The sequence below is a fragment of the Paenibacillus mucilaginosus 3016 genome (genome assembly GCF_000250655.1).
Lineage (GTDB): Bacteria > Bacillota > Bacilli > Paenibacillales > NBRC-103111 > Paenibacillus_G > Paenibacillus_G mucilaginosus.
On record NC_016935.1, the window covers coordinates 3,545,975 to 3,558,731 of the forward strand.

General features: G+C 59.3%; 15 protein-coding genes. 12 read left to right on the forward strand and 3 right to left on the reverse strand.

The annotated features are described in order from the left end of the window. Positions 1-39 precede the first annotated feature (39 nt). From PM3016_RS15410 to PM3016_RS15440, 7 genes are all read left to right on the forward strand, one after another. Positions 40-1,131, forward strand: coding sequence for a phosphatidylglycerol lysyltransferase domain-containing protein (locus PM3016_RS15410; protein WP_014370079.1), 1,092 nt, complete (start codon positions 40-42; stop codon positions 1,129-1,131). A 146-nt stretch (positions 1,132-1,277) separates the two neighbouring features. Continuing rightward, positions 1,278-1,580, forward strand: a complete 303-nt coding sequence (locus PM3016_RS39665) for a hypothetical protein (protein WP_238540516.1) — start codon at positions 1,278-1,280, stop codon at positions 1,578-1,580. 70 nt (positions 1,581-1,650) lie between these two features. Beyond that, positions 1,651-1,968 carry a cache domain-containing protein gene (locus PM3016_RS39670; protein ID WP_041619128.1) on the forward strand — a complete coding sequence of 106 codons (318 nt, stop codon included), beginning with the start codon at positions 1,651-1,653 and terminating at the stop codon, positions 1,966-1,968. Between the two features lie 94 nt (positions 1,969-2,062). Next, complete coding sequence (locus PM3016_RS36770) at positions 2,063-3,670, forward strand: diguanylate cyclase (protein ID WP_238540517.1); 1,608 nt, start codon at positions 2,063-2,065, stop codon at positions 3,668-3,670. Continuing rightward, positions 3,642-3,854 carry a methionine aminopeptidase gene (locus PM3016_RS39675; protein ID WP_014370080.1) on the forward strand — a complete coding sequence of 71 codons (213 nt, stop codon included), beginning with the start codon at positions 3,642-3,644 and terminating at the stop codon, positions 3,852-3,854. The genes PM3016_RS36770 and PM3016_RS39675 overlap by 29 nt, the downstream gene beginning before the upstream one ends. 287 nt (positions 3,855-4,141) lie before the next feature. Next, positions 4,142-5,176, forward strand: coding sequence for a TIR domain-containing protein (locus PM3016_RS15435; protein WP_014370081.1), 1,035 nt, complete (start codon positions 4,142-4,144; stop codon positions 5,174-5,176). After that, a complete protein-coding gene (locus tag PM3016_RS15440; RefSeq protein ID WP_013916592.1) occupies positions 5,173-5,406 on the forward strand; it encodes a hypothetical protein in 234 nt (77 codons plus the stop codon). The genes PM3016_RS15435 and PM3016_RS15440 overlap by 4 nt, the downstream gene beginning before the upstream one ends. 247 nt (positions 5,407-5,653) lie before the next feature. Here the strand turns inward: PM3016_RS15440 and PM3016_RS15450 are convergent, their stop codons facing one another. The 3 genes from PM3016_RS15450 to PM3016_RS15460 all read right to left on the reverse strand — a co-directional run bounded on the left by PM3016_RS15450 (position 5,654) and on the right by PM3016_RS15460 (position 8,469). Further along, positions 5,654-7,576, reverse strand: coding sequence for a glycosyl hydrolase family 18 protein (locus tag PM3016_RS15450; protein WP_014370082.1), 1,923 nt, complete (start codon positions 7,574-7,576; stop codon positions 5,654-5,656). Between the two features lie 152 nt (positions 7,577-7,728). Then, the gene (locus PM3016_RS15455) at positions 7,729-8,007 is read right to left on the reverse strand and encodes a YxcD family protein (RefSeq protein ID WP_013916595.1); all 279 of its coding nucleotides are present in this window, start codon (positions 8,005-8,007) and stop codon (positions 7,729-7,731) included. 24 nt (positions 8,008-8,031) lie between these two features. Next, positions 8,032-8,469 carry a hypothetical protein gene (locus PM3016_RS15460; protein ID WP_013916596.1) on the reverse strand — a complete coding sequence of 146 codons (438 nt, stop codon included), beginning with the start codon at positions 8,467-8,469 and terminating at the stop codon, positions 8,032-8,034. Positions 8,470-8,653: 184 nt separating this feature from the next. Here PM3016_RS15460 and PM3016_RS15465 point away from each other — a divergent pair, with 184 nt between their 5' ends. The 5 genes from PM3016_RS15465 (at position 8,654) to PM3016_RS15480 (ending at position 12,449) form a co-directional block, all read left to right on the forward strand. Then, complete coding sequence (locus PM3016_RS15465; protein WP_041619130.1) at positions 8,654-9,250, forward strand: DUF309 domain-containing protein; 597 nt, start codon at positions 8,654-8,656, stop codon at positions 9,248-9,250. Beyond that, positions 9,247-9,981 carry a response regulator transcription factor gene (locus tag PM3016_RS15470; protein WP_013916598.1) on the forward strand — a complete coding sequence of 245 codons (735 nt, stop codon included), beginning with the start codon at positions 9,247-9,249 and terminating at the stop codon, positions 9,979-9,981. The genes PM3016_RS15465 and PM3016_RS15470 overlap by 4 nt, the downstream gene beginning before the upstream one ends. Continuing rightward, entirely contained in the window at positions 9,978-10,919 is a 942-nt protein-coding gene (locus PM3016_RS40775) for a HAMP domain-containing protein (protein WP_274380000.1), read from the forward strand. The genes PM3016_RS15470 and PM3016_RS40775 overlap by 4 nt, the downstream gene beginning before the upstream one ends. Continuing rightward, positions 10,855-11,703: a HAMP domain-containing sensor histidine kinase gene (locus PM3016_RS40780; RefSeq protein WP_274380001.1), complete on the forward strand. Its 849-nt coding sequence runs from the start codon at positions 10,855-10,857 to the stop codon at positions 11,701-11,703. Before PM3016_RS40775 ends, PM3016_RS40780 begins: the two co-directional genes overlap by 65 nt. A gap of 152 nt (positions 11,704-11,855) precedes the next feature. Next, on the forward strand, positions 11,856-12,449 hold the full coding sequence (locus PM3016_RS15480; RefSeq protein WP_013916600.1) for a beta-class carbonic anhydrase: 594 nt from the start codon (positions 11,856-11,858) through the stop codon (positions 12,447-12,449). Positions 12,450-12,757: the final 308 nt, after the last annotated feature.

The window sequence follows — 12,757 nt, forward strand, 5'->3', positions numbered from 1 at the left end:
GTAACAGATCTTATTCGTGATGATAATAAGGAGGATGGCATGCAAGCTCTGCATCCGGAATTGTCTGCACCCTCGGACCCTCGTGTGGATTATCGGGAGGTCCGGGATTTTATCGCCCGTCATGGAGGCAGCACGCTCTCCCATCTGATCCTTCTGCAGGATAAAGAGATTTACTGGACTCAAGACAAGCAGGCGCTCATTTCTTACAAGAGGATGGGCAGCCATTACTTCGTGCTGGGCGACCCGATCGGCGCGCAGGACCGGATCGGGGAGGCCTTGAAAGAATTCAAGGCCTACTGTGCCGGCCGAGGCGGCAGGGCGGTGTTCTATCAGGTTTCCCCGCAGTATAAGCACATGTATGAAGACGAAGGGTACCGCTTCTTCAAGCTGGGCGAGGAAGCCGTGCTCGACCTCGCTTCCTTCGATTTGGCAGGCAAGAAGGGCAGCAAGCTGCGCACCCGCAAGAACAAGTTCGAACGAAGCGGGTACCGCTTCGAGGTACAGCTTCCTCCGTTCACCGGTGCGTTCCTGTCGGAGCTCGAGAAGGTTTCTGACTCGTGGCTCGGCAAACGGCAGGAGAAGAACTACTCGGTCGGCTTTTTTACGCGGGATTATGTGGCGTCCCATCCGGTAGCCGCACTGTACGCTCCCGACGGCCGCATGGTCGCCTTCGCTACGATCGGAGGAGGCGGTGAGGCGGCGCAGCGGACCATCGTGATCGATCTCATGCGGCATACGGCCGATTCGCCGCACGGCACCATGGACATGCTGTTCCTCTCGGTGTTCTTCTGGGCGAAGGAACAAGGCTATGCGAAGTGCAGCATGGGCATGGCCCCGCTGGCCGGAGTAGGGCAGACCCCCTGTGCGACCTCCGGAGAGAAGATGGCGAAGCATATGTATGAATACGGGAATGCCTTTTACAAGTTCAAGGGGCTTCGCGAGTTTAAAGGCAAGTTTCATCCGGACTGGGTCCCCAAATATTTGGCTTATCAGGGCGGAATTCTGCCTGTGCTGATGCTGCAGCTCATCTGCCTCATCAATTTCGGAAGAAAGCTTCATCCTTCGATGGTGTTCGGGCTGTTCGGTCTGCTGTACGGAAACAAAACGAAGCCGGGCGAGCTGCAGGGATAACTTTCGATTACGCACAGACAATCGTAGTCTAAACCAAAACCGGGGAGAGCACTCCTTGGTTTTTTTTCATCGGATCAGCAGGATTATGTCGTATAATGTCGAAATATAGCGTATGCAGTTAAACGTCCCATACTGGAAGGATTCCGATGAACCTACTGACTTCTATGAAAAATCAGCTCCGGCTGGGCGGGCTCCTCACCATTGTGCTGGTGACCCTTAGTTATTCATCCATTACCGTATTTACGGAAGGACAGCGCCTCGAACAGCAGGGGCGCCGTTCCCTCGAAACGAATCTGTCCCTGAAAGCGCAGTATATTGAACGGTGGCTGGAGAGCCGCTTGACCGATCTTCGGCTGCTGGCCCTGATGAGGGAATTCAAGCAGGCGGACCAGGCCCAAGCGGGAGCACTGCTCCGGCTCAGCCAGGGATACCTGGGGCATATTCGATAAAATCCATTTCGTTGACCGCGGCGGGGAGCTGGCGGCCAGCTCGGATCAAGGGATCCAGGACTGGGTACCTGTGATCGACAGGCCTTATTTTCTTGACGCCTTGAACGGGCAGGAGCATATCAGCGATCTCACCATGGCCAAATCGACGAACGAGCCGCTGATTTTTTTCTCGACTCCTGTCCGCGATGAAAGTGGAACCGTTACTGGTCTGCTGCTCGGCTCGGTGAAGCTCGAGGTCATCGACCGTCTTCTCGCAACGCTGCAGCCCCCAACTCCTGGCAGCGATTCGTATCTGGTGGATCTGGGGGGACCATGCTGTCCGACTTCCGACATACCCAGGAGCTGCAGCGGCTTGGCCGGGGCCGGGGGAATCCCGCCTGGCGATTGACACGGAGATTTATCAGGATGCGCTGAAACACCAGCTGCCGGAGGAATCTTACCGTGACTATAAAGGTCAAGAGGTCTATGGAAGCTATGTCTGGGTGAATCACGGCAAGTGGCTGCTTGTCGGCGAGGTGGACCAGAAGATGCTGTTTCGCGGCATGTTTCACGATCTTCTGAATCAGGCGGTGCTCGGCTTCTTCATTATCCTGGCCGCGGCGCTGTTCTTCGTCAAAATCGTCGAGCACCGGCTTGCCGGGACGCTGAAGGTGCTACTGGAGCGGGCGCAGTCTATCCGCCGCGGTTCCTACGGAAAGCCGCAGCCCGATTCGCAGTTCGAGAAAGCCCCGCAGGAGTACCGCATTCTGATGGACGCCATGAACGAAATGGCCGAGACGGTCCGATGCAAGATCGATCTGCTGGAGGCGAGCGAGCAAAAGTTCAAGTCCCTGTTCGACCACCATCTGCATGCCGTGTGCACCTTCGATCTGCAGGGCCATTATACGTCCGCGAATGCCGTCTGTCTAAGCGATACAGGGTATACGCTCGAAGAGTTCATCAGCCTGAGGTATGATAAGCTGCTGCACCCTGACGACTGGGGAAGACTGGAGACTGCCTTGGGACGGCTGAAGAACGGACAAGCCGATGAGTTTAAGATTACGGTCATCACCAAAGAAGGACAGCTGCGGCGGCTGTATAATTCGGTGATCCCGATCTACTCCGGGAGCGACATTACCGGCGCCTTCTGCGTGGCGAAGGATATTACGGTACAGCTTCAGGCCGAGGCCTTGCTGCGGGCGAGCGAGGAGAAGTACCGCTTCCTGACGGAGAGCTCTTCGGATATGATCTCCGTCCATGACCGCGGTGCCGTCTACAAAATGGTGACGCCGGCGAGCTCTGCGCTGTTCGGCTATGAACCGGAAGAGCTTTTTAATCGATGTGCCTTTGATTTCATTCATCCGGAAGATCTGCAGCCGGTCGGTCTTACACATCAAAAGATCTGGGAGGCATCGGCGGTGGAATCCGTCACCTACCGGATGCGCCGCAAGGACGGCACCTATGTATGGGTCGAGTCGAAGAGCCGCAAGGTGCACTCCGAATCGGAAGGAGAGACCGTGGTTGTGGTAACCCGGGATATCTCCGAACGCAAGCAGGCGGAGCTGGCCTTGACCGAGGTCAACAAGAAGCTGCTGCATCAGGCCGAGCAGGATGGGCTGACCCAGATCCCGAACCGCCGGCGCTTCGATAACACCCTGCGGAGCGAGTGGAGGCGGGCGGCCCGAACCGAAAGTCCGATCTCGATGATTCTGCTTGACATCGACTATTTCAAGGCGTATAACGATACGTTCGGGCACTTGAGCGGAGACGAATGTCTCAAAAAGGTGGCCGCGATCCTGCGGGACAACCTGCTCCGGGAGACGGATCTTGTCGCCCGTTTCGGAGGCGAAGAGTTCGCCGTACTGCTGCCCCATACGGATCTCGAAGGGGCGCTGGTGGTGGCAGAGCATCTGCGGAAGGCGGTGGAGGCGGCGGGTCTCCCGCATCCGAAGTCCCGGATCGGCGAGGTGGTCACGATCTCGCTCGGCGTGGCTTCGCTGAAGTCTCCGCTGCCCCACGAGCCGACGGAGCTGATCGAACAGGCCGACCGCGCGCTGTATAACGCGAAGAAGCAGCGTAATCATGTCGAAGCTTATACGGCTACGGCTTGACGCTATGGCATATGGTTCCCCGCTGCCTGTCCGGCAGCGGTTTTTTTGTCTTCTGCCCGCCGAGATCGTGATCGAGGACAAGGACGGCTGGAGCCTGATCCCTCCGGACCGCCAAAGCTATATTGCCCAGTTCGAGCATACCATTGTTATCACCCGGGGGCAGCCGCTGATTTTGACGGCTTAGTTCATGATTCTTCACCTGCTGCCGGACCGATAACTCAGCATAGTCCCCGGTTCTCCAGCCCCGGAAGGGTCCGTGGTACCAGGGGAGGCTAGCCCGCACGCTTGGTTAAGTACGGGCTCTTCGCCGATTCCGCAGAAGCTTCGGCGGCAGGTGAATGGCGATGTCTCCGGATGAGCCGCGGCGGGTGTTGGTGTAACGTTAATCCGTATGACTTCCAACTTCTGCTAGGCAGCATTCCATAGTATAATAGCCAGGAACAATCGTGCATGCGAGGAGCTATGATCACTTTGTCTACTCCAATGAAAACGAAACCGAACACCTTCATCGGCTCCTCCAGGGAAGCGATGGAGCTTGCCAGCGCCATGCATGCCCAGCTGAGCTATGATACTCAGGTCACTCCCTGGTACGCCGGCGCCTTCAGAGGCGGAGAGTATACGATGGAAGCGCTGGAGAGGGAGCTGAACGACAATGACTTCGGCGTGTTTGTCTTTGCTCCGGATGATGTTGCCCTGCACCGCAGCCAATATGTCTTCATTACGCGGGACAATACGCTGTTCGAAATGGGCTTGTTCTGGGGAAGGCTTGGGCGCAGCCGCGTCTATGCCGTAATACCGGGCGAAGTCAGGGAACGGGACGATCTGATCCAAGGGGAGACGGTGAAGCAGTTTCACATCTTATCCGACCTGCAGGGGCTTACTCTGCTGCGATATGAGATCCGGACGGACGACAATTTCGAGGCGGCCGTGTCGGTGGCCTGCCGGGAGATCATCCGGAACATCCGGCAGCAGGGAGCGTACCAAGATCCCAGGGAGCTTCTGCTTGCCAAGGAAGCCGAGCTGCTCCAAAAGCAGAGCCTGCTTCATTTCTTCTGGGAATACAACCGCCACGTGACGGCCGCGGATGCGGCGGAGAAATATATGGCATTGAGCGAGGCGGTGCGAAACTCGATTCTGCCTCCGGACGGATTCCGCGTCACCGGAGCCGCCTTCTGGCAGAAGCAGGCCGGTGAGGGGATCGGCCAGGTGGGAGGTAACGTGGGAAAGGGCCGGTTTTTCCCCTTTGATGCCAACAGGCAAAAGTCGGAGGGAGATCAAATTATCTATGTCCTCGATGTGTTCCTGAGCGGAAAGTGGACGTTCTTCAAGCGCCAGGAGCTTGCGCAGGTTTATGTGCTGTGCTATCCTTTAGGGACAGAGCATACATTATCGGTGCATTTTGCGGGACGCGATGAGCTGACGGATGACCGCCTGACCCGGACGGTGACGGACAATATCGACTTACTCCGAACCATTGACCATCTGATTGGAGGTGATTCCGTATGAACCGCAACAGCAGGCCGGAGCAGCAGGGGACGCCGTCGCAGAGCAGGATCAGCCGCAGTCTTCCGGGGTTCAAGAGCCTCAGGACGGACAAGCGAGGCGCTTATCAGAGCGTGAGAAGGCGCAGCAGGAACGGGATCATCTTCATCGGGCCTTCGGTTGAAGGGGCGGACCAGGAGTATGTGAAGGTGCTCAGCGGGGAAGTGGATCGAAAGAAACCGTCGTTCGCATAACACGGGAAACCTAACAGAATAGTACAATACCCAAGGGATGACACGCAGATGTCATCTCTTTTTGTTTTGGCTCGTTGGTCCGGGCCGGGATGCCGCCGATGACATCGGCCATGGCCCCGATCTTCTTCCTCCTCAGGGAGGGGGGCTTAGGCAGTTTCTGCGATACGACTTTACCCGGTAACCTGGTAAGAAAAGCAAAAAAGCCGATCTCCGCCAAGGCGAACATCAGCTTTTTGGTTCAGACGTATTATTTCTGCTGAAGCATCATGCTCCATAGGCTGGACGGATCGTAACCAAGACGCCAGGCGGCCACACCGGCGAGATCATACTTCTTCGCAAGATCAATGCGGGCCTTGACCGTAGACTCGTCTTCCATCCAGAACACATAACGTGCGCCGTTCTCGGTGTATTCTACTTTATCCTGGCCGAAGCGGGCATCATAGGTACGGACCGCCTTCTTCGATTCGATCAGGGCCGGGAGGTCCTTCATCAGCAGGGCCCGGTTGCTTTCCAGCTTGCCCGCGGCATCGATCTTCCACTCCCGGACATAGAAGGGGATGCCGATGATCAGCTTGTCCCGCGGAATGCCGTAAGCCAGGAATTCCCGGATGCCTTCTTCGACCCAAGGCAGACCGGCTACCGAACCGGGTTCCGTGCTGCCCTTCCAGTGCTGGTCATAGGTCATCGTGATTACATAGTCGACTATGCCAGCGAGCTTCTCATGGTCGAACGCCGTCTTGGCATTCCACTTGGCGCTGCCGCGCGGCAGGTCGACCGAGATCGTCAGCTTCTGCTCATGCGCCTTGGCGGTCAGCTCCTCCATGAACTTCGTGAAGGCTGCGCGGTCGCTGCCGGAGACGCTCTCGAAGTCAATGTTGAGCCCGTCTACACCCAGCTTCACCGCACGGGAGACCAGCGCGTCGATGAACTTCGCGCGGGCTTCAGCCGACGCGAGGAAGCCGGTCGTGAGCTTGCTGTCGAACTGGTTCGCCACCAGCGGATGCACCGAGTAGCCCTGCTCTTTGAGCCAGGCTACGGTCGCCGCGTTGGACGTGTCCGCTAATCCGCCGGACGTATCCTGCAGCTGAAAGTACGTTGGGGAGACGACGTCGAGTCCCTGCGTCCCGGAGACATGGCTGCGGATCGTAGTGTCGCTCGAGCTGCCGTTCCAGCCCCAGAACTGCAGGTCTTTGAGGTTGTCCCAAATGACCGAACCGTCGTCATACAGTCGGATGGAAGCGCTGCTGTAACGCGAAGCGTAGGCGAGAGCTCCGCCGATCGTTTGGAAGTCTGCTATCCATTGGTTGTTCTGGTAGACCTGATAGTAAGGATAATTATTCCAGATGGTCCGTGCAGTGGAGGAGCCCTCCGGGCGTTCGGTGATGCGGGTATGATCATAGGCCTGGGCATAAGCGATCGCCTGCTCCAGGCCGAGGAAGGAGCCGATCTCCTTATCGAATTGATATACCTTGTACGGCTTCACATTGGAGTGCACGACCTTGCCGCTGTCCGTCCGGCGTACTTCCGAGTTGCTCCAGTAGAGGGAGGCGTTTACGGCGTCTTCCAGGGAGGCAAAGGTCCAGGCTTCGCTGGTATAGCTTCCCTGGTAAAGCTGATACAGCTTAGGGCCCTGCCGGAGCTCCGCTTTGCGGCCGGCGGGGATGTTGTCCCATACCCAGCCGTGGGTCGACAGGTCAATGATGTGCGCATTGCCCCAGCGCCGCGCTTCGGCGACTGCCGCCTCCAGCGTCGGGAACGCCCATGCATCCAGCGTGATTTCGCCCTGGTACAGGCGATACTTTGGGTAGTTGTTCCAAACCCATCCGCCGGATTCCAGATCACGTACACTGGCGTGGCCCCACTTTGAGGCTTCGGCGACGGCCGCTTCCAGGGAAGCGAACTTCCACTGGGGCAGGGAGGCGCCGTTCTGGTAGACCCGGTATTTCGGATAATTGTGCCACAGCCACTTGCGCGAGCCGATTTCTTCCACGCGGCTGTCGGCGAACCAACGGGCATAAGCTTCGGCTTCGGCGTAAGAGGCGGTTTCCATCAGAACCTGCTGGTCTTGATAAACACGGTATTTGGTCGTCTTGTCGGCTGCATGAACGGAGCCGGCGGACGAGAAGAGCATGGCGAAGAGGGACATGGAGATCAGGGTCTTGCGCTTCAAGTGGAAATCGCCTCTTTCTCTAGTAAGTCTACTCTATTAAACGCAGAGAGAGGCGTGGAAGTTGCACGGTAAATCCTAGAGACGCACCCATGACAAAAAAGCCCGTTCCAAGTGAGCTTGGAACGGGCTTTGCAGGGAGAGCTTTCTGCCGGTCAGCGTGAAATGTCGGCTACGATCTCGTCCTCGAGCCGCAGGTGGATCTGGTCGCGGAAGACGCGGACCCCCTGGTGCTGAAAGAGATACCGCTCGATGGCTTCCAGCATGTTGGCCGCAATCAGAATCTGGCTGCGGCCTTCCGCCGTGACCTCGGCAGAGAAGCCTAGGTCATCGTCGTATTCCAGCGACACTTCCACCTGCTTCGGCTGGATGCCTTTGCGCTCTGCCGTATGCAGACAGATCGCGTTAATGATATCCTGTTCGTTCAGTCTCATGCTCGTCAGTCCCCGCCCCCCGGATTAGTAGCGCCGCGGCTCTTCCTTGAACTTCTTGCGGTCGCGGAAGTAAACGAAGACGCGTGCCGCGATGGCAATCAGGGCGACGATCGCGATCACGTTGACGAGCAGGCCGAGAATGTTGCCGAGAATGCCGAGGCCGCCGAACAATCCGCCGAAGAGCAGGCCGGCGAGACCGCCGATCATGAGGCCTTTCATCAGGCCGCCGCCGCTGAAGAATCCGCGCTTCTGAGGCGTGGCTGCGGCACCGGCTGCTGGGGACTTGGAAGCGGCCGGGTCGGCTTTATTCACGCCGGCGTTCGGCGTTGTTGTCGTAGCTCCGTTGCTTGGGGCGTAGCTCTTCTTCGGGGACTTGTACTTCGCCGCATCCGCCGTTCCGGCTGCCGAGAAAGAAAAGGCGATGGTGCATGCCATCAGAATCATTGATAATTTTTTCCACATGATGTGTTTCCTCCATCTAGGACGTTTTTTTGTCTACGTTATGTTCTACGTATTAATGTAGGCACCGGTTTCAAAAGTTAACCCGATTTTTTCATAAAGTTTCGAAATCGGCATGAACTTGCTACAATGAAGAGAGAAGCAGGTAGGGATCCCGATATCATTATGGCTTGGAAAGAGGACGGATATGATGACAGACAACTCTAACGGAACGGCGGACAGCCCGGGGCTTTCCGGAAACGGCGGCCGCCGCTATCCGGATGCCTATGTGCGCTACCTCGTTCATTTTCATGCGGAGCGCGACTATTTCGAGTGCCATGAGGTGCTCGAGGAATATTGGAAGGAGCATCCCGGGGAAGCGGACGGCGAGGCGTATGTCGGGCTGATCCAGCTGGCCGTGTCGCTGTACCACCAGCGGCGCGGCAACCTCGCGGGCGCGGTCAAAATGCTCTCCGGTGCCATCCGCCGGCTCGGGAGCGGAGCGGCCGCGGAGCTTGGCATCGCAGAAGTGGAACTGCAGCGGCTGATGGGCGCCAGGCTCGTCGAGCTTGGAGATCCGGCCGCATTCGTGTACGCGGATCTCGACATTCCGTTGGCCGACCAAGCTCTGCTGCGGGCCTGTGAGGAAACGAGCGGCGCCTCCTGGGAGCGTTGGGGACAGCCGAGCGACCTGTCGGACCGCTACCTGATCCACAAGCACACGCTTCGTGACCGAAGCGGCGTCGTCGAGGAGCGGGAGCGGCAGCGGAAGCAGCGCCAGGAGAAGCGGGGGGAAGGCGCATGAGCGGGGAAGTCAGCGGGCACCCGCCCGTCATCCTCGTGGTGGAAGACGAGCGGCATATTGCGGAGGTGATCCGCCTGTACCTGGAGCATGCGGGGTACGAGCCGATCCTGCGTGAACGCGGAGACGGCATCGCCGAGGCGGTGCCGACGGTTGCCCCGGACCTTATCCTGCTGGACGTCATGCTGCCCGGACTCTCGGGCTTCGAAATCTGTTCGCGCATCCGGGAGCTGCCGGAGCCTGCCGGCTCGACCCCCGTGATCTTCCTGACCGCGAAGGGCGAGTCGATCGACAAGCTGCGCGGCTTCCAGCTCGGCGTGGACGATTACATCGTAAAGCCCTTCGACCCGAACGAGCTCGTGGCGCGGATCAAGGCGGTGCTCCGCCGGGCCCAGGCTCCCCGGCAGGCCCCCATCCCGGAAGCCGGGCAGAAGACGCTGCGCGTCGACAACCTGACCGTCGATCTCGAGCAGTACAAGGTGACGGTGGACGGCAGCCGCGTGGAGCTGACGGCCAAGGAGATGGAGCTGCTGTATTTTCTCGCTTCAAGCCCCGGCAGGGTGTATACGCGGGAGGACCTGCTCGGCTTCGTCTGGAGCTTTGACTTCAACGGGGGAACCCGTACGGTCGACGCCCATGTCAAGAATCTGCGCAAGAAGCTCGGTTCGGGCTACCGGTGGAGCATCCAGACGATGTGGGGCATCGGCTACTCCTTCGAGGTGCGGGAAGCATGATCGGGCGCTTCCTCGGCCGTTGGATGCGGAGCCTGTACATCCAGATCTTCCTGTCGTTCCTGGCCACCTGCATCCTGTTCTTCGGTGGTCTGGCGCTGTTCTGGAATTCCTACTTCACCGACTTCTTCTATAAGGACAAAAAGGAGCTGCTCCGTTCCCGGTCGGCCGAGGTGGTGAAGCTGCTGCCGTCGTATGAAGACGGCTCCGTCTCCAACCGGGAGATGCGCTTCGGCACCCGGATCATCGCCCGCGGCTTCAACGGCATGATCTGGCTGGTCGACGCCAAGGGAACCGTGCTCAGCGGCTCGTCCGAGCGGGAGGGCTCGACACTGCCCGAGGAGCTGAAGGGCCTCTTCGCTGACGGGCTGAACGGCGGCAGCGGGTTCTACGCCGCGACGCTGAAGGGCGAGCCTTTCCCGGTGGGCGGCGGCTCGGTCGTGCCGCCGTTCGGCCAGGGCGGAGGCGGCGGTGGAGGGAGCGGGGGCAGCCGGAGCGGTTCCCCGCCCGAGAACAATGCGGCTGCGGGTACGGGCACCGATCCGGGGCGCCAGGAGGCCGGCCGGAGCGGCGCTGCGCCTGCGGAGACAACGGCTGCAGCGCCCGGCGCGGCTCCGGGGAACCCGGTGCCGCTGCCGGACCGCCTGGGCCTGGTCGGCCCGGCGGACGAGAGCCTGCTCGTGTACTATACGCCGGCCGAGCTGCACGGCGAGCCCATCGTCATCCTGATGCTGATGCCGGCCCTCGAGGTGAGTGAAGCGCTCTCCGCCGTGCGGCTCAACATCCTCGTGCCGCTGCTCTTCTCGATGATCGCCGTCGGCGCGATCCTCTTCATTCTCTCCCGCAAGCTGGCCGGGCCGCTGCAGCGGATGAGCCGTGCGGCGCTGGAGGTGGCCGACGGCGACTTCACCACGCGGGTGCCCCGTCACCTCGCGGGATGAGGTCGGCGAGCTGGCCGGCTCCTTCAACTTCATGGTCGACCAGCTTCAGCAGTGGGAGGATACGCGCCAGGAGTTCCTGGCCCATGTGTCGCATGAGCTCCGCTCGCCGCTGACTTCCCTGCGCGGGCTGATCGTTGCGATGAATGACGGCATCATCCCGCCGGACAAGGTGTCGCATTACCTGCGCATCTGTGACGGGGAGGTGCAGCGGCTGCAGCGGCTCGTGAACGATCTGCTCGATCTGGCGCGGATCCAGAACGGTACGGATGTGTTCCGGCTTCGGCCGGTTAAGGTCTTGGAGCATGTCCGGCAGACACTGGAGCTGGTCCGCCCGGATGCGGAAGAGAAGGGGCTTGTGCTGGTCATGAGCGCGCCTTCGCGCTCCGCGGCGGAACTGCGGTGCGAGCTTGATCCGGACCGCTTCTCCCAGGTGCTGCTCAACCTGATCTATAACGCGATCCGTTTTACCCCTGAGGGCGGGACGATCACGGTAGAGCTTCAAGCCGAGGAGGGGGAGGCGGCCGTCTATGTCCGCGATACCGGCATCGGCATGTCGGAGGAGGAGCTGTCCCGGATCTGGGACCGCTTCTACAAGGCGGATGCCTCCCGGACCGGCGGGGAAGAGGGTACCGGACTCGGCCTCACGATCGTGAAGCATCTGGTCGGCGGCATGAACGGGCTGATTACGGCGGAGAGCGTGCCGGGAGTGGGAACGGCGTTCCGTGTGGCGTTCCCGCTGCATACGCCGGAACATCGCGGAACGGGCGGTGGAACTGAGGCCTGAGTAGGATTTATTTGTCCGAATTGAAAATTAGGACTTGCCCGGGGGCGTGCAGGGAAGGTACAATCTCTCTAATCCTATCAGGGAACTGCCCATCCCGGGCTGGGTCTGGTAGTCCTTACATAGAGAACAACACATTCGGGAGGTAGAATTATATGTCCGGTCTGCTCGGAGACATTCTGGAGTTTAACCGCTCTTTTGTGGAACAAAAGAAATACGAACCTTATCTCACATCCAAATTCCCTGAAAAGAAAATCGTCGTGCTGACCTGCATGGATACGCGGCTGGTCGAACTGCTTCCGGCTTGTATGAATATCAAGAACGGCGACGTCAAAATGATCAAGGCGGCGGGCGGCTTCGTGTCCACGCCGTTCGGCGGCATTATGCGAAGCATCATTGTGGCAATCTATGAGCTCGGTGCCGAGGAAGTATATGTCATCGGGCACTACGACTGCGGCATGAGCAGCGTCAACCCCGAGAAGATGAAAGACAAGTTCGTTGCGCGAGGCGTCAAGAGCGATACGCTGCAGACGCTGGAATACTCCGGCGTTGATATCAACCGCTGGCTCAAAGGCTTCAATGATGTGACGGACAGCGTGAAGGGCAGCGTCAGCCTCATCAACCACCATCCGCTGGTGCCGGATATCCCGGTGCACGGCCTGGTCATCGACCCGGTCACGGGACGGCTCGATCTGGTCGTGGACGGATACGCCAAGAAGACGGAAGACAGCGCCTCAGCAGGGGAATAACCCGTTTGCGCTTTGTCGCCCGAGGCAGGCGGGCTAACACGGATTTTCCGTGCTGCGTGAGAAGAAGCACCGCCTTACTACCTGCCAACACGGATTTTCCGCCCGGCCGTCCCGCCTCATGCCAAGATGCGGGTCGGGTCACAACTGCGGACAACAAAAAGACGCCTTCAGGCCGCGCTGCGGTCCGAAGGCGTCTTTTTGTTGTCCCCTGAGCGCCGCCCAAGGGAACGATCAACAGATTTCATTATGTTGCAGGCTCACGCACTTGTCCCCGTCAGAGAACGTGCGGGCCAGCCGCGCTGCAGCCC

Excerpts from the sequence above, each read along its gene's own strand:
- PM3016_RS15410 (WP_014370079.1), top strand. The coding sequence starts at position 40 with ATGCAAGCTCTGCATCCGGAATTGTCTGCACCCTCGGACCCTCGTGTG.
- PM3016_RS39665 (WP_238540516.1), top strand. The coding sequence starts at position 1,278 with ATGAACCTACTGACTTCTATGAAAAATCAGCTCCGGCTGGGCGGGCTC.
- PM3016_RS39675 (WP_014370080.1), top strand. The coding sequence starts at position 3,642 with ATGTCGAAGCTTATACGGCTACGGCTTGACGCTATGGCATATGGTTCC.
- PM3016_RS15440 (WP_013916592.1), top strand. The coding sequence starts at position 5,173 with ATGAACCGCAACAGCAGGCCGGAGCAGCAGGGGACGCCGTCGCAGAGC.
- PM3016_RS15455 (WP_013916595.1), bottom strand. The coding sequence starts at position 8,007 with ATGAGACTGAACGAACAGGATATCATTAACGCGATCTGTCTGCATACG.
- PM3016_RS15460 (WP_013916596.1), bottom strand. The coding sequence starts at position 8,469 with ATGTGGAAAAAATTATCAATGATTCTGATGGCATGCACCATCGCCTTT.
- PM3016_RS15465 (WP_041619130.1), top strand. The coding sequence starts at position 8,654 with ATGATGACAGACAACTCTAACGGAACGGCGGACAGCCCGGGGCTTTCC.
- PM3016_RS15470 (WP_013916598.1), top strand. The coding sequence starts at position 9,247 with ATGAGCGGGGAAGTCAGCGGGCACCCGCCCGTCATCCTCGTGGTGGAA.
- PM3016_RS40775 (WP_274380000.1), top strand. The coding sequence starts at position 9,978 with ATGATCGGGCGCTTCCTCGGCCGTTGGATGCGGAGCCTGTACATCCAG.
- PM3016_RS15480 (WP_013916600.1), top strand. The coding sequence starts at position 11,856 with ATGTCCGGTCTGCTCGGAGACATTCTGGAGTTTAACCGCTCTTTTGTG.